This is a genomic window from Streptomyces sp. NPDC036822 (assembly GCF_055609145.1).
Window position 1 is genome coordinate 40844 of record NZ_JBVJPY010000002.1, and the last position, 23183, is coordinate 64026.

Sequence of the window (23183 nt, forward strand, 5' to 3'; positions counted from 1 at the left end):
CTGACCAGGGCCTTCCCCCGCCCGGAGAGCGGGCTATTGTGCGCTTCATGGAGACGCCTGACAACGCCACATCTGCCGAGGAACCCACCGGGATCGCCGCCCAGGACTGGGCCACGGCTTCCGCCGAGCCCCAGTACCGCGCCGCGGTCGTCGACCTTCTGGGCGCGCTGGCCTACGGCGAGCTGGCGGCGTTCGAACGGCTCGCCGAGGACGCCAAGCTCGCGCCGACCCTCGCGGACAAGGCCGAGCTGGCGAAGATGGCCTCCGCCGAGTTCCACCACTTCGAGCAGCTGCGGAACCGGCTCACGGCCGTGGACGCCGAGCCGACGGCCGCCATGGAGCCCTTCGCCAAGGCGCTCGACGACTTCCACCGCCAGACGGCGCCGTCCGACTGGCTGGAAGGCCTGGTCAAGGCGTACGTCGGCGACTCGATCGCCAGCGACTTCTACCGCGAGGTCGCGGCCCGGCTCGACTCCGACACGCGACGCCTCGTGCTGTCCGTCCTCGACGACACCGGCCACGGCAACTTCGCCGTGGAGAAGGTCCGCGCCGCCATCGAGGCCGACCCGCGGCTCGGCGGGCGGCTCGCGCTGTGGGCGCGCCGACTGATGGGCGAGGCCCTCTCCCAGGCCCAGCGCGTGGTCGCCGAGCGCGACGCCCTGTCGACGATGCTGGTCGGCGGCGTGGCGGACGGCTTCGACCTCGCGGAGGTCGGCCGGATGTTCTCCCGTATCACCGAAGCCCACACCAAGCGGATGGCGGCGCTGGGCCTGGCGGCCTAGGCGGCGCTGGGCGGCCCTGGGCCCGGCGGCCCAGGCGTCAGCCGGGGCGGCGGTCGGCGGCGCTGTTCACGCCGCCGCTGATCGGCGCAGGCGGCGCGCGGCGGGGCGGATCAGCAGGGAGAGCAGCACCGCGGCCACGGCGACGGCGCCGACGAGGGTCGCCAGGACATGGCCGGGGCCGAGCGCCCCGTGGGTCACCAGAGCACCGAAGACGGCGCCGAGTGAGCCCGTCGTGAGGACGGCCCCACGTCCGGGGAGGCGGTCGGGCAGCCGGTGCACGGCTGCCCAGGCCAGGGCGAGTCCGAGCAGGGCGGAGCCGAGGGCTTCCAGGAACACGGGATCACCTCGCGTGCGGAGCGGAGCGGGCAATTCGGTCGTAGGCCGTACTACCCGAACCGCTCGCAAAACAACCCTCCCCGCCCGTCGTCACCAGCGCGTTCGGCCGAAACGCGCCGAAGGGCGGGCCCACGACCGTGCCGCAGGCCGGGCGGACGAACGGCAGACGAAAGGCCCGGCGGACCAGGTCCGCCGGGCCTTTCGCTGTATGGACGTACGTCTCAGAGCGCGCCGAAGCCCACCCGGCGCACCGCCGGCTCGCCGATCTCCACGTACGCGATCTTCTCGGCCGGGATCAGGACCCTGCGGCCCTTCTCGTCCGTGAGGCTGAGCAGCTGCGCCTTGCCGGCCAGCGCGTCGGCCACCGCGCGCTCGACCTCCTCGGCGGACTGCCCGCTCTCCAGAACGATCTCCCGGGGTGCGTGCTGCACGCCGATCTTGACCTCCACGGCTATGTCCCTCCGAACGGTCAGCGTTGCGCGGTTCCCCGCGCCGTACGCTGCACACATTAGCCCGGTGAGGGGACACGCACGGCGCAGCCGCTCAACGCCAGGAGCGAACACCCCGGCCGTGCGGGGGACCGGCCGCCGGGCGGCGGCGCGGACCGGCCGGGACCGGTCAGTGGCCCTCGGCGCTCAGCTGCCCCTCCGAGGGGTGCAGCGGGAAGCCCGCGATGCCCCGCCAGGCCAGCGAGGTGAGCAGCGCCACCGCCTTGTCGCGCGGGATCGCCGACTCGCTGGAGAGCCAGTAGCGCGCCACGACCTGGGAGACGCCGCCGAGGCCCACGGCCAGCAGCATCGACTCGTCCTTGGACAGCCCGGTGTCCTCCGCGATGACGTCGGAGATCGCCTCCGCGCACTGGAGGCTGACCCGGTCCACCCGCTCGCGCACGGCGGGCTCGTTGGTCAGGTCGGACTCGAAGACGAGGCGGAACGCGCCGCCCTCGTCCTCCACGTACGCGAAGTAGGCGTCCATGGTGGCCGCGACCCGGAGCTTGTTGTCCGACGTCGACGCGAGGGCGGTGCGCACGGCCTGGAGGAGCGCCTCGCAGTGCTGGTCGAGAAGCGCCAGGTAGAGCTCCAGCTTTCCGGGGAAGTGCTGGTAAAGCACCGGCTTGCTGACACCCGCCCGTTCGGCGATGTCGTCCATCGCGGCGGAGTGGTAGCCCTGTGCGACGAACACCTCCTGGGCCGCCCCGAGGAGCTGGTTCCGTCGGGCTCGGCGCGGCAGGCGCGTGCCCCGAGGGCGTGCTGCCTCTGTCTGCTCGATGGCTGTCACGCCGCCTCCCAAAAATCGATCCATGCGCGCTGTGGCGTCGCGCCCGCCATCGTACTTTTGGGTAACCCGGCTGTGCGCGGTGCGGACGCAGAATTTCACGGACCGGACGCCGGGAACGGTCGGCAATTCAACATTAAACCGAACAAATCAGCGGTAGTCGTCTTCGTCCAAAGAGACGACGCGTGCCTGTTCAGAGGCGTCCGCCTCGTTGGCCGACTCCTGCTCCAGATGCGTGTGCGGCTCGTCCTCGCGCTGCTGCAGATCAGCGTGCTGCTCGGCCGCGTCGGCCTCGGGGGTTTCCTCGTCGAGCACTGGGGCCTCTTCCTCGGCGAATGTGTCCGGCTCGTTCGGATCGACAGTCATGCGGTTCCTCTCCGGCACGCGGTTCCTTCCCGATGACCCTCTCCTACGAGCGTAGGAGCACACGTCTGGCGGCGCACCTGATCCTGTGACGCCCCACACACGCGCCAGGGCGTGATCGTCTCGTAATATTGCGGCCATGTCGTCGACCGAGCTTCCGGAGACCCGGACCGCCGCCGCCCCGCCCGGGGCGCGGACCCGCACCGTACGGGTCGCCGACGGCGAGGAGTTGCGCTCGGTCGTGCTGCCCGGACTCACCCTCACCGTGCGCGCCCGGCCGGGCAACCGGCCCGGTCTCCCGCCCGCGCTCTACGTCCACGGTCTCGGCGGCTCGTCGCAGAACTGGTCGGCCCTGATGCCGCTGCTCGCCGACCACGTCGACGGCCAGGCCGTCGACCTCCCCGGCTTCGGCGACTCGCCGCCGCCCGACGACTCCGACTACTCGGTCACCGGCCACGCGCGCGCCGTCATCCGCCTGCTCGACGTGGAGGGCCGCGGCCCGGTCCACCTCGTCGGCAACTCCCTCGGCGGCGCCGTCGCCACCCGCGTTGCCGCCGTCCGGCCCGACCTGGTGCGCACCCTGACCCTGGTCTCCCCGGCCCTGCCCGAGCTGCGCGCCCAGCGCACCGCCTGGCCGACCGCGCTGCTCGCCCTGCCCGGTGTCGCCTCCCTCTTCTCCCGGCTGACCCGGGACTGGACCCCGGAGCAGCGCGTCCGCGGGGTCATGGCGCTCTGTTATGCGGACCCCGGCCGGGTCACCGACGAGGGCTTCCGGCATGCTGTGGAGGAGATGGAACGGCGCCTGGAACTTCCGTACTTCTGGGACGTCATGGCCCGGTCCTCGCGTGGCATCGTGGACGCGTACACGCTCGGCGGGCAGCACGGACTGTGGCGCCAGGCGGAGCGGGTGCTCGCGCCGACGCTCCTCGTCTACGGTGTCCGCGACCGGCTCGTGTCGTTCCGGATGGCGCGCAGGGCGGCGGCGGCGTTCCGCGGCTCACGGCTCCTGACTCTTCCGGACGCCGGGCACGTGGCCATGATGGAGTACCCGGAGGCGGTCGCTCAGGCCGTCCGGGAGCTGATCGAGGCGGAACGGCAGACCGAGCAGACCGAGCAAGCCGAAGAAGAGGCCGCACCGGCCGAACGGGCCACACGGGCCGCACGGGCCGAGAAGGCCGAACCGGCCGGGCGGGCCGGCACAGACGACAGTGGCGGGAGCTGATCCGGGGCGTGGGACGACATAGTCGGAGGGGGCCCGCGCCCGCTCCCGCCGCCGATACGGCCCGGCGGGAGCCCGCCGGGCAAGGACAAGGGCAGGAACAGGGGCAGGGGCAGGGGCCGGGTCGCCGTCGGCGCTCGCCCGACGAGGACGCCTACGGCCGGAACGACCACGGCCAGGGCGGATACGGCCAGAACGCGCCCGGTCAGGGCGGATACGGCCAGGACACCTACGGCCGGGAGGGGTACGGTCAGGACCCCTACGGCCAGGGCGGGTTCGCCCGGCGCGAGGGCAACGGCCAGGGCTCGTACGGCGGGCCCGCTCCCCAGGGGCGGGAGGGATACGGCCGGACGGCGACGGCGTACGGGCAGGCCCTCTGGGACACGCCCGCGCACGGTACCCCGGCCCACACCGCCCACACCGACGCACCCGTACGGGGAGGGCACCCCGGTCACGTCGAGGGCACCTCACCCTCCGAACGCTACGGCGACTGGCAGGGCGTTTCCCGTACCGCACCTCAACCTCCGGGATCCCAGGCCCCGTTCATCCCCGCCCCCCGGCGCGAGACCGACGCGGACGCGCCCGCCGGGACGCCCGCGTGGGAGCCCGCCGACGACCCCGCGGAGGACCAGGCCGAGACGCGCGCGGCCAAGAACGGCGGCAAGGGGCGCACCCTCACCGGGATCGCCGCGGCCGCCGTCACCACTGTCCTCGCCGTCGTCGTGGCCGGCCAGGTCGCCGAGAGCGAGGCCGGCGGACCCCTCGCCCACGCGGCCGAGGGGCCCGCCGACCGTGCCGTCGAGGACGGGACCGCCTCGCGCTCCGACAACCGGATCGCCCCGGCGGAGCCCGCGCCCGCCGCACCCGCCGTGCCCGTCGTGCAGCCGACGTACGAGCAGCTGATGACCCGGCAGTTCCCCATCGACCCGAAACTCCGGGGCTCGGGCGACTTCGAGGCCGTCCCCGGCTTCGACACGGCTCCCGGCAAGGGGCGCAAGGTGCGCTACCGGGTCGACGTCGAGAAGGGGCTGGGACTGGACGCGAAGCTCTTCGCGCGGGCGGTGCAGACCACCCTCAACGACGAGCGGAGCTGGGCCGGCAAGGGCGCGATGACCTTCGAGCGGATCTCCAGCGGAGAGCCGGAGTTCGTGATCACCCTGGCCAGCCCCGGCACCACCGGCACCTGGTGCGCCAAGTCCGGTCTGGACACCACCGTCGACAACGTCTCCTGCGACTCCGCCTCCACGTCCCGGGTGATGATCAACGCCTTCCGGTGGGCGCAGGGGGCGGAGACCTTCGGCCCCAAGGCGATGTTCGCCTACCGCCAGATGCTCATCAACCACGAGGTCGGACACCGTCTCGGGCACGACCACGTGAGCTGCCGGACGCCGGGCGCGCTCGCCCCCGTGATGCAGCAGCAGACCAAGTCCCTCGACGTCGAGGGCATCAGATGCCGGCCGAACCCCTGGGTGCACCCGACGGGTTGACGGCCGGGAGCCCGTTCGCCCGCGTCCCCTCGCGGGCGCCGCGCGGCCCACGCCGCGCGGTCGGCTTTCCTCGCCCGCGCCGCCCGGCCCCGCCGCCCGGCGCTCGGGACAGGCGAAGCCCGGACGGCCCTCAGGACCGGCCGAAGCCTCACGCTGGGTAACCGAATCACGTCTTAGCGCCACAGAACGCGACCCGGGTGTGAAAGTTACGTGCATTCACCCCTTCCAGTGGCGCGACGGACAACCGTCCATCGCGCTACCGGCTTATCCGCTTACGTTCTTCCCGCTGCGCGTCGCCGTACCGAAGGCGACGGCGACCGAGGGAGATCGGGGTGTGCCCCATGCGGATCGGACTGCTCACCGAGGGTGGCTACCCGTACGCCACGGGTGAGTCGCGGCTCTGGTGCGACCGGCTCGTGCGCGGGCTCGCCCCGCACGAGTTCGACGTCTACGCCCTCAGCCGCAGCGCCCACCAGGAGGACGGCGGCTGGGTCGACCTGCCCGAGCGGGTCCGCAGCGTCCGCACGGCGCCCCTGTGGGCACCCGAGGACGACGGCCACACCTACGGGCGCCGCGACCGGCGCGCCTTCGCCGGCCACTTCCGCGCGCTCGCCACCGGCATCTGCGCGGACGGCGACGCGGAGGCGCCCGACGAGGCGGGCGGGGACGAGGCGGGGGACCGGCGCGGAGCGGCGGGACACTCCTTCACCGAGGGGCTCTACGGCCTCGCCGAACTGGCCCGCGAACGCGGAGGGCTCTACGCCGCCCTCCGCTCCGAACTCGCCGTCCGCACGCTGGAGTCCGCCTGTCGCGCCCCCGGCGCACGCCGGAGCCTGGCCGGCGCCACCGTCCCCGACTACCTCGCCTTCGTGGACCAGTTGGAACGCGCCCTGCGCCCGCTCTCGCTCGACTGGTACACCGAGGACGCTCTCGGCGCGGTCGACCTGTGCCACGCCGCGTCGGGCGGATCGGCGGCGCTCCCCGGCCTGTTGGCCAAACGCTTCTTCGGCACTCCGCTGCTGGTCACCGAGTACGGCGTCCACCTCCGCGCGCACTACCTCACGGCCCTCGACGCGCCCGTCTCCGCACCGGTCCGGGCCCTCCTCGCCGCCTTCCACGGCCGACTGGCCGCGGAGGTCTACCGCGAGGCCGCGCTCCTCACCCCCGGCAACACCCACGCCCGGCGCTGGCAGGAGAGGTGCGGTGCCGACCGGGCCAAGCTGCGCACGGTCTACCCCGGCATGGACCCCGGCCGATTCGCCGAGATCGGCGAGGACGAGGAGAGCGGCGACCCGGCCACGCTCGTCTGGGTCGGCCGGGTCGAACCGGCCAAGGACCTGATCGCCCTGCTGCACGCCTTCGCCGAGGTGCGCGCGGCGCAGCCCGACGTACGGCTGCGGATCATCGCCGCGCCGGTGCGCGAGCCGGGCGCGGAGGCGTACCTCGCGCACTGCCGGGCGCTCGCGGCCCAGCTCTTCCCGGACGAGGCCGCCGGCGCGCACGCCGTCGGCGAGAACCCGGTCACCTTCGAGGAGATCGGCGGCCCCGAGGCGCCGACGCTCGCCGAGGCGTACGGCGCGGGCGCGGTCGTGGTGCTCTCCAGCGTCATCGAGGGCTTCCCGATCAGCCTGGTCGAGGCGATGTTCTGCGCCCGGGCGACGGTCTCGACGGATGTCGGCGCGGTCGTCGAGGTGATCGGCGGCACGGGGCTCGTCGTGCCCCCGCGCAACCCGCGGGCGCTCGCCGACGCCTGCCTGGCGCTGCTGCGCGACCCCGAGCGCCGTTACCGCCTGGGCGCGGCGGCGCGCGCCCGCGCGCTCGAACTCTTCACGGTCGAGCAGAACCTCACGGCGTTCCGCGGCATGTACCTGGAACTCCTCTCCCACTCGCCGGTGCGCCGCCGGGCCGCCGAGGGCGTCCCCTTCGCCCACCCGGCCGAGGCGTACGTCCCCGGCGCCTGGGCGGACCAGCCGGTGAGCGCGACCGCCGGTGCGGGAGACCCCGATGCCTGAAGGAGGCACCCCCATGCGTGGCCCCGCCGCCCCCACGAGCCCCGGCCCGTGGGACTCCCACTCCGAGGCACTCCTGGAGACGCAGGCCCTCGCGACCCTCGTCCCGTCACCCACCGCCGCCTCCGCGGACGCGACCCTCTTGCCGTCGCCCACCGCCGCCCCCGCGGACGCGACCCGCGCCGAGACCACCGCCGCCCCGTGGCCGGAGGCCCTCGCGCCCACCGGCCCGGCCTTCACACCCTGGCCGGAGTCCGGCACCGTGCCGGACTCCTGGTCCGAGGCCGACACGGTGCCCACCCGCGGGTTCGGGGCGGAGCCCCGTTCCGTCGGCACCGACTCCGCCTCCGAGGCCGACACCCTTCCGGGCCGCGGGCCCTGGGCGGCGGCCGGTGACGGGGCCCCCACCCGCCCCGAAGGCGTCATCGACCTCGCCCGCCGACCGGAGCCCGACACCGGCGCCACCCTGCCGCCGGAGACCGGTACTCACGACGACCACCGGCCACGGCCGTCATCCGACGCCCCGGTGAACCCGGCGTCCACGACGGATCCCACCCACGTGCCGACGCAGGACGCCCCGGCCCCGGGCCCGGCGGCGGAAGGCCCGGGTTCCGGCCTGGCGGGCCTTCCGGCCGGTGGTCCGGTGCTCCGGCAGGAGTCCGGCCGTGGCGGCGGGCAGGCGGCAGAGGTTCCGGCCGGTGGTCTCGCGGCCCGGTCGGGGTCCGCCGCCGAGGGGTCCGGCCCGAGCGCCGCCTCGCTCCCGCAGCCGGAGGCGGTGGGCGGAGGCGCGCCCGGGGCCCGGCGGGGGCCCGTCGATCCCGTCAAGGTGCTCATGCACCGGCATCGGGAGCTGTGCGAGCGGGCCGTCGATCCGTTGGAGATCGCCGCCGGGCTCGAGGCGCACGGGGTCACCGACCGGACCGCCGCGCGGTTCCGGCACCGGGACGTGTTCTCGCTCGCCGAGGAGCTGTACGCCCGAGTGCCGCGCGGTGACCGGGCGCCTGTGCGCCCCGAGCCCGAGCCGGGGGCGCGCCCCGGGTGGGTGGGGTGGACGCTCCGGGCCTTCCTGCCCGGAACCGTCGCCGCCCTCGCCGCCGGCGGACTCGCGCTCACCGAAGGGTCCGGGCGCCTCGCCGTCGGCGCCGCCGGCGCCCTCGGCCTGGCCCTCGCGCTCTTCGTCGCCGTCCGGCGCGGCCCCCTGCGCGCCGCCGGCCGCACCGCCCCCGCCGCCCGCGTCTGGACCCTCTGGCTCCTCGCGTACGCGCTCGGCGGGGACGGACTCCTCCGCGAGACGCTGACCGGCGGCCCCGAAGGAGGCTGGGCCGTCACCCCCGGGCCCGTCCTCGCCCTCGCCCTCGCCGTCGTCCCCGCCGCCTGGTGCGCCCACCTCTTCTCCGCGCGGGCCCGCCGCAGGCTCGTCGCCAGCCGAGGCCTGGAGGACTTCGCCGCCGGCACCCGCCCCCTGCTCCTCCTCGCCGTCGTGCTCCACACGACCGCCCTCGCGGCCCTGCTGGGCCTGACCGGCTTCGCGCCCGGCGCCCTCGCCCTCGGCGCCCTGCTCCTGCTCGCCCGGCTTCTCACCGTCCACGGCTCCGCCGACACCGCGGCCAACGGCCTCGCCGCCGCCTGCGCCGCCGAAGCCCTCGCCCTCGCGTCCGTCCTCGCCGCCAGGATCCCCGGCTGCGACGTCCTCGCGGCGCCCGTCCGCACCCTCGTCGACACCTGGGGCCCCGGCGCCCTTCCCACCCTCGTCTGCGGCGCCGCGGCCGTCGGCCTCCTGGCCCACGCCACCGTCGCCCTCTCCCGGGCCTCGGCCCACGCCAACCCCTAGGGGGTGTCATGCCGATCAGGCCGGGCTCGCGTGCCCTGGTGCCGCACCTCGCCGGATTCCCGTCGGTGGCCGACCCTCCACGTCGCGTCCCTCCCGCGCCCCGCGATCCAAGGACCCCGGACACCGGATCCCGCCCGCCGATCCGGCCTCGTCGCCATGACATCCCCTGAACCCCGACGCACCCGCGGAGCCGACGCCGCGGGCGCGTCCCCCGCGCACTACCCATTCCAAGGAGACGAAAGAGACATGACCTCCCTACACCCCGCAACGGCCGGTCGGCGAGAAGGGGCCGCACGATGAGGGTGCTGCTGCTCGGAGCCAACGGATTCATCGGCCGCTTCGTCGCCGACCGGCTGCTCGCCGACCCGGCGGTCCACCTCACCGCGCTCGGACGCGGCGACGACGCCGACGTACGGTTCGACCTCGCCGGCGGCAGCCCCGGCGCGCTGACCCGGTTCCTGGACGCCGTCCACCCGGGCGTCGTCGTCAATTGCGCCGGCGCCACCCGCGGCGGCGCCCGCGACCTGACCCGGCACAACACCGTCGCCGTCGCCACCGTCTGCGAGGCCCTGCGCCGCAGCGGCTGCGGCGCCCGCCTGGTCCAGGTCGGCTGCGCCTCCGAATACGGGCCCTCCCAGCCCGGCTCCTCCACGGCCGAGGACGCCGTGCCCCGCCCCGGAGGCCCGTACGGCGTCTCCAAGCTCGCCGCCACCGAACTCGTCCTCGGCTCCGGACTCGACGCGGTCGTGCTGCGGGTGTTCTCCCCGGTCGGACCGGGCACCCCCGCCGGCTCCCCGCTCGGCCGCCTCGCCGAGGCCATGCGCCGTGCCATGCAGGCCGGCGACGGCGAGCTGAAGCTCAGCGGCCTCGGCGTGCAGCGCGACTTCGTCGACGTGCGGGACGTCGCCCGCGCCGTCCACGCGGCCTCGCTCTCCGCCGCCCAGGGCGTCGTCAACATCGGCACCGGACGCGCGGTCAAGCTCCGTGACGCCGCCGCCGTCCTCGCCCGGGTCGCCGGATACGCCGGGACCCTGCACGAGCTGGACGGCCCGCCCCAGCGGCCGGTCATCGGCGCCCCGCGCACCGAGACCATCGCCGAACAGCTGGCCGCCGCGCCCTACCCGTACCCCGACGGCTGCGGCAGCTGGCAGCAGGCGGACGTCCGCACCGCGCGCGACCGGCTCGGCTGGCGGCCGAGGATCAACCTCGAGGAGTCCCTCGCCGACATCTGGATGGAGGCGGCATGCCGCATCTGACCACGAGCGCGGAGGCCGTCCAGGAGATGGGCTTCGGCGTCCCCGGCTACGCCCACCCGCTGCTCGCCCCCGTCGAGTGGGCCGAGCTGACCCGCCCCGGCACCCCCCTGCACTGGGCCGTCCTCAACGTCGCCGAAGGCCCCGGCGCCCGCCCCGACCCGCACTGCCTGGAGGCGGCGGGCAAGCTCCGCAACGCGGGTGTCAGGGTCCTCGGACACCTGGACCTGTGCCACGGCTCCCGCGCCTTCGGCGAGATCGTCTCGGACGCCCACCGGTTCCTGGACTGGTACCGGGTCGACGGCTTCTATCTGGACCGCTGCCCGACCGACCGGGTGGACCTGCCGGAGGTCCGGCGCCTCACCGCCACCCTGGAGGCGGTGCTCGACGGCGAGGCCCACCTCGTCCTGGCCCACGGCACCCACCCGTACCCCGGCTACGCCGAGACGGCCGACCAGCTGGTCACCTTCTCGGGGCCGTGGACGGACTACCGCTGGTCGCAGGTGGCCGAGTGGACCGCGGAGTACCCGCCGGAGAAGTTCGTGCACCTCGTCCACGGGGTGCCGCGCAGCCATCTCGACGAGGCGATGCGGATCGCCCGCTGGCAGGGCGCGGGGACGATCTTCTTCACGGACCGCGGGGACCAGGCCGGACAAAGCGACCCATTCCAAACCCTGCCCGGCTACTGGGACGAAATCGTCTCGCGCATTGGACCGGGTGTCTCGGAATGAGAAGGGGCGTGGCAGTGTTACGGGGAGAACAACCGTACTGACATACCGACCAACGGAGCCCCCGTGTCGCTGCCACCCCTGGTCGAGCCGGCTGCCGAGCTCACCGTAGACGAGGTCCGCAGGTACTCCCGCCACCTGATCATCCCGGATGTCGGGATGGACGGGCAGAAGCGTCTGAAGAACGCCAAGGTGCTGTGTGTCGGCGCCGGCGGCCTGGGTTCGCCGGCCCTGATGTACCTCGCCGCGGCGGGCGTGGGCACGCTCGGCATCGTGGAGTTCGACGAGGTCGACGAGTCGAACCTGCAGCGTCAGATCATCCACAGCCAGGCGGACATCGGCCGGTCCAAGGCCCAGTCCGCGAAGGACTCGGTCCTCGGCATCAACCCGTACGTGAACGTGATCCTCCACGAAGAGCGGCTCGAGGCCGACAACGTCATGGAGATCTTCGGCCAGTACGACCTGATCGTCGACGGCACCGACAACTTCGCCACGCGCTACCTCGTCAACGACGCGTGCGTGCTGCTGAACAAGCCGTACGTCTGGGGCTCGATCTACCGCTTCGACGGCCAAGCCTCCGTCTTCTGGTCCGAGTACGGCCCCTGCTACCGCTGCCTCTACCCGGAGCCCCCGCCGCCGGGCATGGTCCCCTCCTGCGCCGAGGGCGGCGTCCTGGGCGTGCTCTGCGCGTCCATCGGCTCCATCCAGGTCACCGAGGCGATCAAGGTCCTCGCCGGTGTCGGCGACCCGCTGGTCGGCCGGCTGATGATCTACGACGCGCTGGAGATGCAGTACCGCCAGGTCAAGGTCCGCAAGGACCCGGACTGCGCCGTCTGCGGTGAGAACCCGACCGTCACCGAGCTCATCGACTACGAGGCCTTCTGCGGCGTCGTGTCCGAGGAGGCCCAGGAGGCGGCGCTCGGCTCGACGATCACTCCCAAGCAGCTCAAGGAGTGGATCGACGAGGGCGAGGACATCGACATCATCGATGTCCGGGAGGTCAACGAGTACGAGATCGTCTCGATCCCCGGGGCACGCCTGATCCCGAAGAACGAGTTCCTGATGGGCAACGCCCTCCAGGACCTGCCGCAGGACAAGCGGATCGTCCTGCACTGCAAGACGGGTGTCCGCAGTGCGGAAGTCCTCGCCGTGCTGAAGTCCGCGGGCTTCGCGGACGCGGTGCACGTCGGCGGCGGCGTGATCGGCTGGGTCCACCAGATCGAGCCCGAGAAGCCGGTCTACTGACCGCTCGCCCCCTCGGCTCCTCCGCATGACGCAAGGGCCCGGACCCGGGATCGGGTCCGGGCCCTTCCGTGTGTCCGGCCCGCTGTCCGCTATCCGCAGGTCTTCCCGTACGCCGGGACCTTGCCGTCCAGCAGGTACGCGTCGATCGTCCGCGTCGCGCAGGACGCCGAGCCGTACGCGCCGTGGCCCTCGCCCTTGTTGGTGACGAGGATGCCGACGCCCTCTCCCAGCTCCTTCGCCATCCGCTCCGCGCCCTCGTACGGGGTAGCGGGGTCGCCGGTCGTGCCCACGACGAGGATCGGGCCCGCGCCCGGCGCGCTCACGTCCTGGTCGGCCCGCTCGCCCGGCACGGGCCAGTTCGCGCACCAGCCGGCCGTGTCCCACGCCAGGAACTCGCCGAAGACGGGGGAGAGCCCGCGGAACGCGGGCAGCAGGGCCCGCGCCTGGGCGGGCGTCGGACGTTCGCTGGAGTCGGCGCAGGAGATCGCCCGCTGGGAGTGCGACTGGGTGGAGTAGTGCCCGGACGCGTCGCGGTCGTTGTAGAAGTCGGCGAGGCGCAGCAGTTCGCCGCCGGAGCCGTTCTCCGCCGCCTTCAGGGCCGAGGTCAGCATGGGCCAGTTGCCCTGCGAGTAGAGCGTGACCGCGATGCCGATGGTCGCGAGGCCCTGCGTCAGCTTGCGTTCGCCGACCCGCAGCGGCTGCCGGTCGAGCCGCTGGAGGAGCGCGGCGATCCGCGCCGTACCGGCCTTCGGGTCCTGGCCGGTGCTCTTCAGGTAGTTGTCCAGGGCCCGCTGGAAGCCGACGGTCTGGTTACGGGCGTGGCCCGTGCCGTCGGCGGTGGGGTCGACGACCGCGTCGAGGACCGTGCGGCCGACGTTCGCCGGGAACAGATGGGCGTAGGCGCCGCCGAGCTGGGTTCCGTAGGAGATGCCGAAGTAGTTCAGGTCGGCGTCGCCCAGGACGTGGCGTATCAGGTCCAGGTCCCGCGCCGTCTCGGACGTCGTGGTGTGCGGGATGACCTTGCCGGAGCGGCGGGCGCAGCCGGCCCCGAAGTCGGTGGCGTCCCGGAGGAAGGCGGTCTCCTCGGCGGCCGTGTCCGGAGTGAGGTCGACCGTCACCTCGGCGGCCGCCTGCTCCTTGTCGTCCCGGCAGACCACCCCCGCGCTCCGGTGGACGCCCCGGGGGTCGAAGCCGACCAGGTCGTACCGGCGGTTGAGGTTGCCGTACTCGGCGGCCGCGCGGGGCAGGATGTCGACGCCGGAGGCGCCCGGGCCGCCGAAGTTGAAGAGCAGCGAACCGATCCGTCCCTTCTTGTCGCGGGCCTCCTTGCGGATCAGCGCGATGGGGATGGTCTCCCCGGTGGGCCGGGCGTGGTCGAGGGGGACCGTGACCGTCGCACAGCGCCAGTCGGCCCCGGGCCGCTCGCCGCCCTCCGGCGCCTCGCAGCGCTTCCACCGCGGCCGCTGCCCGGTGAGCTCGGCGGGAAGCCCGGGACGTTCGGATGCCGACGGCTTGGCGTCGGACGGGGGAGGGGGCGTCGTACGGGAGGCGTCCGGGGCGGTCCCGGCGCTCGTGCAGCCGGCCGCCAGCAGCCCGGTGACGGCCAGGGCGGTCACCCGCACCCGTATCGGCAGACGTGGTGTGGACAAGCGAACCCCCGTGACCCGGACCGGAAAACGCCATCCTAGGTCGTGTCCGTCCCGTCTCGCCCGGCTCACGGCGTCCGGCGGCCCGCCGAGCGGCTACTTGCAGACCGTCCCCGAGGCGGGGACCTTGCCCTCCAGGAAGTAGCCGTTGACCGTGTTCTGGACGCACTTGTTGCCGCTGTTGTAGGCGCCGTGGCCCTCGCCCTCGTACGTCACCTCCACGCCGACGCCCTTGCCCAGCGCGTCCACCATCGCCCGGGTGCCCTCGTACGGGGTCGCCGGGTCGCCGGTCGTGCCGAGGACCAGGATCGGGGCGGAGCCGGGCGCGGAGACGTCCGGGTGCTCCCAGGTGCCGGGCACCGGCCACTGCGAGCAGCTTGCCAGGGCCCAGCCCATGAAGTCGCCGAAGACGGCCGAGGCCTCCCGGAACTCGGGGAGCCGCTCCTTGGCCTGCCCGAGCGTGTAGCGCTCCTTGAAGTCGCGGCAGTTGATGGCCGCGTTCGCCGCCTGGATGTTGCTGTAGTGGCCGTTCTCGTCGCGGCCGTTCATGGAGTCGGAGAGCGCGAGCAGCAGCCCGCCGTCGCCGCCGTCGGCCGCTTCGAGACCCTGCTCCAGGTACTGCCAGAACTCCTTGGAGTACAGGGCCTGCGCGATGCCGTTGGTGGCCTGGGTCTGGGTGAGCTTGCGGTCCCCGATGCCCGCGATCGGCTTCTTGTCGAGCTCGGCGAGCAGCCCGGTGATGAACGACTCGATCTCGGCCACCGTCGAGCCGGGCAGGGCGCACTCGTCGCCGCGCGCCACACAGTCCTTGGCGAAGTTGTCGAGGGCGAGCTGGAAGCCCTTGGCCTGGCCGAGGGCGCCCTCCTCGGTGCCGGAGGACGGGTCGACGACCGCGTCGAACAGGGTGCGGCCCACGTTCTTCGGGAACAGGTGGGCGTACACGCCGCCGAGTTCCGTGCCGTAGGAGATGCCGAAGTAGTTGAGCTTGTCGTCGCCGAGGACCTGGCGCATCAGGTCCATGTCGCGGGCCGCGTTCTCCGTCCCGACGTGGGGGAGCATGGCCCCGGACTCGGTCTCGCAGCCGCTCGCGTACTTCTTCTGCGCCTCCGACAGGGTGCGTTCCTCCGCCGCGTCGTCCGGGGTGAAGTCCAGGGCGTAGTACGCGTCCAGCTCCTTGTCGCCCTCGCATTCGACGCCCTCGCTGCGGCCGACCCCGCGGGGGTCGAAGGAGACCAGGTCGTAGCGGGTGCGGAGCTTCTCGTAGTCCGCGGCGAAGGACGGCAGGCCGGTGACGCCGGAGCCGCCGGGGCCGCCGAAGTTGAAGACGAGGGAGCCGATGCGGTTGTTCCGGTCCACGGCCCGGGCGCGGATCAGGGCCAGCTCGACGGTCTCGCCGTCGGGATCGGCGTAGTCGCGGGGCGCTTTCATGAACGCGCACTCCCAGGTGGCGCCCCCCGGCAGCGGCGAGGGCGAGGGGCCGCCGCCCTGGGCCGCGGAGGGCGGCGGGCAGGGGGACCACTCCAGCTCCTGCGAGGCGAGCGCGGCGAGCGCCGCGGAACCGGTCGGCTTCGCCGGCTCGGCCGCCGTGTCCCCGTCGGCCGAGCACCCGGCGGCGAGCAGCACGGCTGACAGGGCGAACAGGGCGGCGCGCTGCGCGGCGGAGATCGGCATAGAGCCATCGTGGGCTGTGCGGGCCCGCCCCGCGCGGGTGGGTGGGCCACGCGGGTGGCGCAACGGCGGCCCGTGGCGTGCCCCGCTTCGTCAGGTGTGGACCGGGCCCGTCCCGCCACGCCTCAGAGCGCGCCCCGCTTCGTCAGCCAGTTGAAGCAGAGCCACCCGGGCAGGACGGGCAGCCACAGCGTCAGCAGCCGGTAGAGCAGCACCGCCGGGGTCGCGACCTCCAGGGGCAGGCCGACCGCCACCAGGCCGAATGTCAGCGCGCCCTCGACCGCGCCGACACCGCCCGGCGTCGGCGCCGCCGAGCCGAGGGCGTTGCCCGCGAGGAAGACGACCGCCACGCTCGCGTAACTGAGCCCCTGGCTGTCGTGGCCGAAGGCGCGGATCGAGGCGTCCAGGCAGAGCACGAAGAATCCGGTCAGCAGCAGCATGCCGCCGATGCCGGTGGCCAGCTTCATCGGTCGCTGCAGCACGTCGAGCATGCGCGGCACCACGCCCGCGAACAGCGACCGCAGCCGCGTCGACACGAACTTGCGCATGAACGGGATCGCGGTGACCACCAGGACCAGCACCGCCACCGTGAGCAGACCGGCGATGACCGTCCTCGACGGGGAGAAGGACTGCGACTTCTCCGTACCGGTCAGATAGCCGAAGGCGAGCAGCAGCAGGATGTGCGCTCCGAGGCCGAACAGCTGCGACGCGCCGACGCTCGCCACCGCGAGCCCCGGCCGCACCCCCGAGCGCTGGAGGAACCGGGTGTTCAGCGCCACGCCGCCGACCGCCGCCGGGGCGACGATCTTCACGAACGAACCGGCGACCTGCGCGACGACCGTCCGCCAGAACCCCACCCGCTCCGGCACGAAGCCGAGCAGGCTCATCGCCGCCGCCACATAGCTCAGCGCCGAGAACAGCACCGCCGCCGCCACCCAGCGCCAGTCGGCCTGGCTGATGGTCGACAGCGGGGTCCTGGCGATCTGCGACAGCAGGAAGTACGCGGCGACGGCGCCGGCGATCAGGCTCACCAGGGTGCGCGGCTTGATCCGCTCCAGACGGACCGGCTCCACGGGCGCCTGGGGCCGGATCAGCAGTACCTGCTGACGGATCTGCGCGAGCAGGTCCTCCTCGCGGGCCTCGTCGAGCGCCTCGTCGAGCGCGCGCTTCTCGGCCTGCTTCTCCGCCTTCTCGATCCGCCGGTCCGACTTGCGGTCGACGCGGGCGTCCCCCTCGCCGGAGGCCGCCTCCACGCGGGCCCGCTTCGCCGCCTCCGAGGCTTCGAGGACGGCCTCGCGCTCCCGCTTCGAACGTTCCCTGGCCAGTCTTCTGAGCGTCGCGCGCGTGGAGCGGCTCAGCGCGATCGGCTGGAGGAGGGGGAGGCAGTCGGCGATGGCGTCGGGGCCGAGGATCGCCACGGCCGCGGCGACCGTCCGCTCGGCGCCGACCCGCAGGCCGAGGGTGGTGAGCAGCTGGGCGATGTCCATCCGCAGGACCAGGTCGCCCGCGGCGATCTCGCCGCCCCGCAGATCGGTCAGGATGACGTTGCCGGAACGATCCACCAGAATCGCGTCCCCCGCGAGCCTGCGGTGCGCGATCCGGCGCGACTGGAGCGCCCGCACCTGCCGCCAGGCGCTGCGCACCAGCTCGTCGGTGATCTCCTCGTCGTCCAGCGAGTCCAGGGTCCGCCCGCCCAGGTGCTCGTAGACGAGCATCACGGCGTCCGGGCCGAGCTCGGAGGTGGCGATCAGCTTCGGCGCGTTGGCCCCGGCGGCGATCGCCGCGTACGCCAGGAGGGCCTCCTGCTCCAGCGCCTGGCGCAGCGACACGATCGAGCGGCGGGTGGTGATCGCGCGCAGGGTGATCCGCCGCCACGCGCGGTAGAAGAAGCCGTGCGCCTGCTGCTCGCGGTCGACGACCGTGACGTCGAGCGGTGGCCCCTCCTCCAGCGTCACGATGTAGCGGCGGCCGCGGTCGCCGCTGTCCGAGGCGTCGGGCACCCCTTCCGCGCGCATCGCGGTGACCGGACGGAAGCCGACCCTGCGCAGGCCGGCGAGGAGTGTCTGGCCGGTGGGGCGGACGTTGGGGGAGCCGACCGCGTACAGCGTCCCGTACGCCACGGTCCAGCCGATGAGGACGGTCAGGATGATCGAGAAGGCGGTGGTGTACCCGGCCACCAGCATCGTGAACGCGTCGAGCAGCAGCACCATCCACAGCACCACCCGCCAACGCGGTCTGCGGGCCATGCCGACGGCGGTCATGTACGCGATGACCGGCGCGAGGTAGTTGTGCACGGGGTCCGTGAGCCCGCCGCCGGACTGCGGCTGGGTCAGCGCGTCCTGGATGGTGCCGGGCGCCGCCTTGGCGACCCAGAGGTCGGTGGCGAGGGTGACACCGTGGGCGAGCACGGCGGCGAGGACGCCGTCGGCGATCCGCAGTCCGTCGCGTTTGATCAGCCGCTCGATGGCGAAGGCGACGGGCACGAGCAGGACGGCGATGCTGGAGACCAGTCCGGCGATCTTGACGAAGACGTCGGGCGCGCCGCCCGCGCCCTTGTTGATGTCCTGCTCCAGACCCGAGGTGGTGCCGTGGGCGAAGGCGGCGATGGCGACGACGAGGGCGATCGCGAGGACGCCGACGAGGAGCCGCATGAGGTCGGAGGGCCGGTGCACACGGGCGGCGAGCAGCGGCTCGTCACCGGAGACCCGCTCACTGAGCTCGGGCTCGGGTACGGCGTCGGACTCGGGTACGCGGGCGCCGGGGGAGGCCGGGCGAGGGGGTGCGCCGGGCATGTCGGGGTGAGCCTCCTCCTCCGGAGGCTGAGCATCGTGCCCCATCACCATGTCCGTCTCTGCTTGTGCCGCTCGCGCCGCGTGCTGGTCTCGGTGTTCTTGTCGCGCTTGGTCTCGTATCACCCGTCACCGCCCGCACGATGGTGGCATGAAGCGGGGCCCGACGGAGGCATCAGGGTGTTGTCGGTGGGGTGAGGCAGGATGGTGCGGATGAGCGCCGAGGAACCTCAGGAACTTCCCGCGTACGCGGAACGGGTGCTGGAGGTCGCCGAGCTGATCCCGCCGGGCCGGGTGATGACCTACGGCGACGTGGCCGAATGGCTGGACGAGGGCGGGCCGCGCCAAGTCGGCCGCGTGATGGCCCTGTACGGCGGCGCGGTGCCGTGGTGGCGCGTGGTGCGCGCCGACGGCGCGCTGCTGCCGGGACACGAGCTGCGCGCCCTCGGCCACTACCGCGCCGAGGGGACGCCCTTGCGCGAAGCGGGGCGCGCCGCCGAGGGGCACCTGCCGAAGCTCGACATGCGGCGGGCGCGATGGGATGGCGGAACTCACACGTGACAGCTTCCGCCAAGGCAGGACGGCGCGGGGCGCGGCGGCGCCGTACGGATGACGACTCGGACGCCGTTCGTTTCCCGTAACGTCGTCGTTCGTCCCGAAGAGGCCCCCGGACGGTCTTCCGTACGGACATGCCTTCAGCACCAGCACACCATCCACCAGGACCGGCGATCCACGTGAGTACCTCCTCCACCACCCGACGTACGCGACGGGCCACCGGCGCGTACCGGCTGGTGCGTACCGCGCCGGCCCCGGTGGATCCCCCTCTCCTGGACGCAGCCCAGCGCGAAGTGGTTGACCACGCGGGTGGACCGCTTCTCGTCCTCGCCGGACCCGGCACGGGGAAGACGACGACGCTGGTGGAGGCGGTAGCGGCCCGGATGGAGAAGGGCGCGGACCCGGAACGGATCCTCGTCCTCACCTTCAGCCGCAAGGCCGCCGTCGAACTGCGCGACCGCATGGCGGTGCGGCTCGGGGGCGCCCGGCCGCCGCAGGCGACGACCTTCCACTCGTACTGCTACGCCCTGATCCGCGCCCACCAGGACGCCGACCTGTTCGCGGAGCCGCTGCGGCTGCTGTCGGGACCCGAGCAGGACCTCGCCGTGCGGGAGCTGCTCGCGGGCCAGATCGACCTGGAGAAGGCGGGCCTGGGCCGGGTCCGGTGGCCCGACGAGCTACGGGCCTGCCTGACCACCCGAGGCTTCGCCGACGAGGTCCGGGCCGTGCTCGCGCGCTCCCGGGAGCTCGGCCTGTCGCCGGGGGCGCTGGCGGAGTTCGCCCAGCGGGTGGGGCGCCCGGACTGGAAGGCGGCGGCCGGCTTCCTCGCGGAGTACCTGGACGTCCTGGACCTCCAGGGGGTCCTCGACTACACGGAGCTGGTGCACCGGGCCGTCCTGCTGTCCGAGAGCGTGACCCTGCCCGAGTACGACGCCGTCTTCGTGGACGAGTACCAGGACACCGATCCGGCCCAGGTGCGGCTGCTCGCCGCGCTGGCGGGCGGGACGGCGGGGGCGTCCCGCGCGGCGGCGTCCGCGAGGGGCGCGGGCCGGGCGACGGGCGGGCGCACGGTGGTGGCCTTCGGCGACCCCGACCAGTCGATCTACGCGTTCCGGGGCGCCGACGTCAACGGCATCCTGGACTTCCCCGACACCTTCCGCGGCCCGGACGGCCGGCCCGCGGACGTGCGGGTGCTGACGACCTCTCGCCGGTCGGGCGAGCGGCTGCTCGCGGCGACCCGTCTCCTCACCCAGCGCATGCCCCTGCCGCGGCTCCCCGCCGACAAGGCGCGCGCCCACCGCGACCTCACGGCGGTGCGGGGCGGGGGGCGCGTGGAGACGTACACGTACCCGACCGCCTCCACCGAACTCGACAACATCGCCGACCTGCTGCGCCGCGCCCATCTGGAAGACGGCGTCCCGTGGCACGCCATGGCCGTCCTCGTCCGGGCGAGCACCCCGATACCGGTCCTGCGCCGCGCCCTCACCTCGGCGGGCGTCCCCCTGGAGACCGACAGCGCGGACACCCCCCTCCGCCATGAACCGGCCGTGGCGCCCCTGCTGCTCGCTCTGCGCGCGGCGGCGACGGGGACGGGGACCGAATCGGTGTCGCGAGGTGAGGGGGCGGGAGCCGAGGATGGCGGACCGGCTGGGCGGCCGGGGGCCGACGGGTCCTCCCTGGCCGAGCGGCCGAGGGCCGACGAGGCCGCTCATGCCGGGCAGTCCGTGGCCGACGCGTCCCTCCCGGCCGAGCGGCCGGAGGACGGCGAGGCCGACCCGGCTGGGCGGCCGGGGGCCGGTGCGACCGGATCGGGTGACCGGTCCGGCCCCGTAGGGGGCGCCGACGCCGGGACGGCCGGCGGGACCGGTGCCGGGGCGGACGGGGGCACCGACAGCGACACGACTCGGGGCACCGACACCGACACGACCCAGAGCGCCGACAGCGACCCGGCCCAGGATGCCCGGGGCACCGAGCCCGACAGCGACCTGGCCCAGGATGCCCGGGGCACCGAGCCCGACAGCGACCTGGCCCAGGATGCCCGGGGCACCGAGCCCGACCCGGCCCAGGCCGCCCAGGGCACCGAGCCCGACACCGACATGGACCAGGGCACCGTCCCGTCGGGCTGGCTGGACACCGAGACCGCGCTCGCCCTGCTCGCCTCGCCGCTCGCCGGGATGGACCCCGCCGACCTCCGACGGCTCGGCCGGGCCCTGCGGGACGAGGAGCGGGCCGGGGGGAACAAGGTGCCGCCGCCCTCCGACGTGCTGCTCACCCGCGCCCTCGCCGAGCCGGAGCGGCTCGTCGCCCACGACCAGTCCTACGCGCGCGGCGCGAAGCGCCTCGGCGACCTCCTGCGGCAGGCCCGTGCCCGCCTCGCGGCCGGCGGCACCGCCGAGGACGCCCTCTGGCTCCTGTGGAACGGCACGCCCTGGCCCGGCCGCCTGGAGCGGGCCGCGCTGCGCGGCGGCGCCGCCGGGCGCAACGCCGACCGCGACCTCGACGCCGTCTGCGCGCTGTTCGAGACCGCCGCCCGGGCCGAGGACCGGGTCGGCGGGCGCGGCGCGCTCAACTTCCTCGAAGAGCTCGACGCCCAGGACATCGCCGCCGACACCCTCTCCAAGCGCCAGGCCCGTCCCGACGCCGTCCGGCTCATGACCGCCCACCGCTCCAAGGGCCTGGAATGGAGCCTGGTCGTCGTCCCCGGTGTCCAGGAGGGCCTCTGGCCCGACCTGCGCCGCCGCGGCTCGCTCCTCGAAGCCGACCGGATCGGCCGCGACGGCCTCGCCGAACCCCTCACCCCGGGCGCCCTCCTCGCCGAGGAACGCCGCCTCTTCTACGTCGCGGCCACCCGCGCCCGCGACCGCCTCGTCGTCACCGCCGTGAAGGCCCCCGCCGAGGACGGCGACCAGCCCTCCCGCTTCCTCGCCGAACTCGGCGTCGAGCCCAAGGACGTCCCGGGCCGCCCCCGCCGTCCCCTCGCCGTCGCCGCCCTCGTCGCCGAGCTCCGCGCCACCACCGTCGACCCCGCCGCCTCGCCCGCGCTGCGCGAGGCCGCGGCGCAGCGCCTGGCCCGGCTCGCCGCGCTCACCGACGACGAGGACCAGCCGCTGGTCCCCGCCGCGCACCCGGACCGCTGGTGGGGCCTGTTCGAGCCGACCCACAGCACGGTCCCGCTCCGCGACCGCGACCACCCCGTGGCCCTGTCCGGCTCCGCACTCGACCAGCTCGCCAACACCTGCGCCCTCCAGTGGTTCCTGGGCCGCGAGGTGAAGGCCGACGCGCCCGCCACCGCCGCCCAGGGCTTCGGCAACGTCGTCCACGTCCTCGCCGACGAGGTCGCCTCCGGCCGCACGCCCGCGGACCTGGACGTCCTCATGGCCCGCCTGGACTCGGTCTGGGACGCGCTCGCCTTCGACGCGCCCTGGAAGTCCACCCAGGAGAAGGAGCACGCGCGCGTGGCGCTGGAACGGTTCCTGCGCTGGCACGTCATGGACCGCGGCGGCCGCACGCCGGCCGCCACCGAGCACGACTTCGACGTCACCCTCGAAGCCGGCGCGTACGAGGTCCGGATCCGCGGCTCCATGGACCGCGTCGAGACGGACGAGCACGGACGCGCCTACGTCGTCGACTTCAAGACCGGCAAGTCCGCCCCCACCCGCGACGAGGTGGCCCACCACCCCCAGCTCGCCGTCTACCAGCTCGCGGTCCGCGAGGGAGCCCTCGACGAGGTCTTCGACGGCCGCCGTCCCGAACCCGGCGGCGCCGAACTCGTACAGCTGCGCCAGCCCGCCCCCAAGAAGGAGGGCGGCGAAGCCCTCCCGCGGATCCAGGCTCAGGAGCCCCTCGCGGGGGAGTGGGTCGGCGACCTGCTGGCCACCGCGGCGGGGCGGGTCCTCGACGAGCGCTTCACCCCCGCCACGGGACAGCACTGCACGCACTGCGCGTTCCGCGCCTCGTGCAGCGCCCAGCCGGAGGGCCGCCACATCGTCGAGTGACC

Annotated in this window: 17 protein-coding genes; 10 read left to right on the top strand and 7 right to left on the bottom strand. The window is 74.1% G+C overall.

Annotated features, from left to right (window positions below; translation table 11 throughout):
• The first annotated feature begins 47 nt into the window (after positions 1-47).
• Complete coding sequence (locus ACZ68P_RS04605; protein ID WP_365714458.1) at positions 48-782, top strand: ferritin-like fold-containing protein; 735 nt, start codon at positions 48-50, stop codon at positions 780-782.
• Between the two features lie 66 nt (positions 783-848).
• On the opposite strand, the gene ACZ68P_RS04610 is transcribed toward ACZ68P_RS04605, so the two are convergent.
• The 4 genes from ACZ68P_RS04610 to ACZ68P_RS04625 form a co-directional block, all read right to left on the bottom strand.
• Positions 849-1118 (bottom strand): hypothetical protein, encoded by a 270-nt coding sequence (locus ACZ68P_RS04610; RefSeq protein WP_365714459.1) that lies wholly within the window; start codon positions 1116-1118, stop codon positions 849-851.
• Positions 1119-1339: 221 nt separating this feature from the next.
• Positions 1340-1567 (bottom strand): DUF3107 domain-containing protein, encoded by a 228-nt coding sequence (locus tag ACZ68P_RS04615; RefSeq protein WP_365714460.1) that lies wholly within the window; start codon positions 1565-1567, stop codon positions 1340-1342.
• A gap of 169 nt (positions 1568-1736) precedes the next feature.
• Complete coding sequence (locus ACZ68P_RS04620) at positions 1737-2396, bottom strand: TetR/AcrR family transcriptional regulator (protein WP_365714461.1); 660 nt, start codon at positions 2394-2396, stop codon at positions 1737-1739.
• 147 nt (positions 2397-2543) lie between these two features.
• Positions 2544-2759, bottom strand: a complete 216-nt coding sequence (locus ACZ68P_RS04625) for a hypothetical protein (RefSeq protein WP_471002585.1) — start codon at positions 2757-2759, stop codon at positions 2544-2546.
• Positions 2760-2895: 136 nt separating this feature from the next.
• Here ACZ68P_RS04625 and ACZ68P_RS04630 point away from each other — a divergent pair, with 136 nt between their 5' ends.
• The 7 genes from ACZ68P_RS04630 to moeZ all read left to right on the top strand — a co-directional run bounded on the left by ACZ68P_RS04630 (position 2896) and on the right by moeZ (position 12528).
• Positions 2896-3978: an alpha/beta fold hydrolase gene (locus ACZ68P_RS04630; protein ID WP_471002588.1), complete on the top strand. Its 1083-nt coding sequence runs from the start codon at positions 2896-2898 to the stop codon at positions 3976-3978.
• A gap of 8 nt (positions 3979-3986) precedes the next feature.
• On the top strand, positions 3987-5462 hold the full coding sequence (locus ACZ68P_RS04635) for a DUF3152 domain-containing protein (RefSeq protein ID WP_471002590.1): 1476 nt from the start codon (positions 3987-3989) through the stop codon (positions 5460-5462).
• Positions 5463-5803: 341 nt separating this feature from the next.
• Positions 5804-7474 (top strand): DUF3492 domain-containing protein, encoded by a 1671-nt coding sequence (locus ACZ68P_RS04640; RefSeq protein ID WP_471002593.1) that lies wholly within the window; start codon positions 5804-5806, stop codon positions 7472-7474.
• Between the two features lie 829 nt (positions 7475-8303).
• Positions 8304-9302 (top strand): hypothetical protein, encoded by a 999-nt coding sequence (locus tag ACZ68P_RS04645; protein WP_471003862.1) that lies wholly within the window; start codon positions 8304-8306, stop codon positions 9300-9302.
• Between the two features lie 296 nt (positions 9303-9598).
• Positions 9599-10558 (top strand): NAD-dependent epimerase/dehydratase family protein, encoded by a 960-nt coding sequence (locus tag ACZ68P_RS04650; RefSeq protein ID WP_365714467.1) that lies wholly within the window; start codon positions 9599-9601, stop codon positions 10556-10558.
• Positions 10546-11286, top strand: a complete 741-nt coding sequence (locus ACZ68P_RS04655) for a spherulation-specific family 4 protein (RefSeq protein ID WP_471002597.1) — start codon at positions 10546-10548, stop codon at positions 11284-11286. Before ACZ68P_RS04650 ends, ACZ68P_RS04655 begins: the two co-directional genes overlap by 13 nt.
• Before the next feature lie 63 nt (positions 11287-11349).
• On the top strand, positions 11350-12528 hold the full coding sequence (gene moeZ, locus ACZ68P_RS04660; protein WP_471002600.1) for an adenylyltransferase/sulfurtransferase MoeZ: 1179 nt from the start codon (positions 11350-11352) through the stop codon (positions 12526-12528).
• Positions 12529-12617: 89 nt separating this feature from the next.
• Here the strand turns inward: moeZ and ACZ68P_RS04665 are convergent, their stop codons facing one another.
• The 3 genes from ACZ68P_RS04665 to ACZ68P_RS04675 form a co-directional block, all read right to left on the bottom strand.
• Positions 12618-14177, bottom strand: coding sequence for an alpha/beta hydrolase (locus ACZ68P_RS04665; RefSeq protein ID WP_471002603.1), 1560 nt, complete (start codon positions 14175-14177; stop codon positions 12618-12620).
• A 93-nt stretch (positions 14178-14270) separates the two neighbouring features.
• The gene (locus tag ACZ68P_RS04670; RefSeq protein WP_471002606.1) at positions 14271-15845 is read right to left on the bottom strand and encodes an alpha/beta hydrolase; all 1575 of its coding nucleotides are present in this window, start codon (positions 15843-15845) and stop codon (positions 14271-14273) included.
• A gap of 122 nt (positions 15846-15967) precedes the next feature.
• Positions 15968-18634 carry a flippase-like domain-containing protein gene (locus tag ACZ68P_RS04675; protein WP_471002609.1) on the bottom strand — a complete coding sequence of 889 codons (2667 nt, stop codon included), beginning with the start codon at positions 18632-18634 and terminating at the stop codon, positions 15968-15970.
• A gap of 201 nt (positions 18635-18835) precedes the next feature.
• On the opposite strand from ACZ68P_RS04675, the gene ACZ68P_RS04680 reads away from it, so the two are divergent.
• Positions 18836-19192, top strand: coding sequence for an MGMT family protein (locus ACZ68P_RS04680; protein WP_471002612.1), 357 nt, complete (start codon positions 18836-18838; stop codon positions 19190-19192).
• 173 nt (positions 19193-19365) lie between these two features.
• Positions 19366-23181: a UvrD-helicase domain-containing protein gene (locus tag ACZ68P_RS04685; RefSeq protein ID WP_471002615.1), complete on the top strand. Its 3816-nt coding sequence runs from the start codon at positions 19366-19368 to the stop codon at positions 23179-23181.
• The last annotated feature ends 2 nt before the right edge of the window (positions 23182-23183 follow it).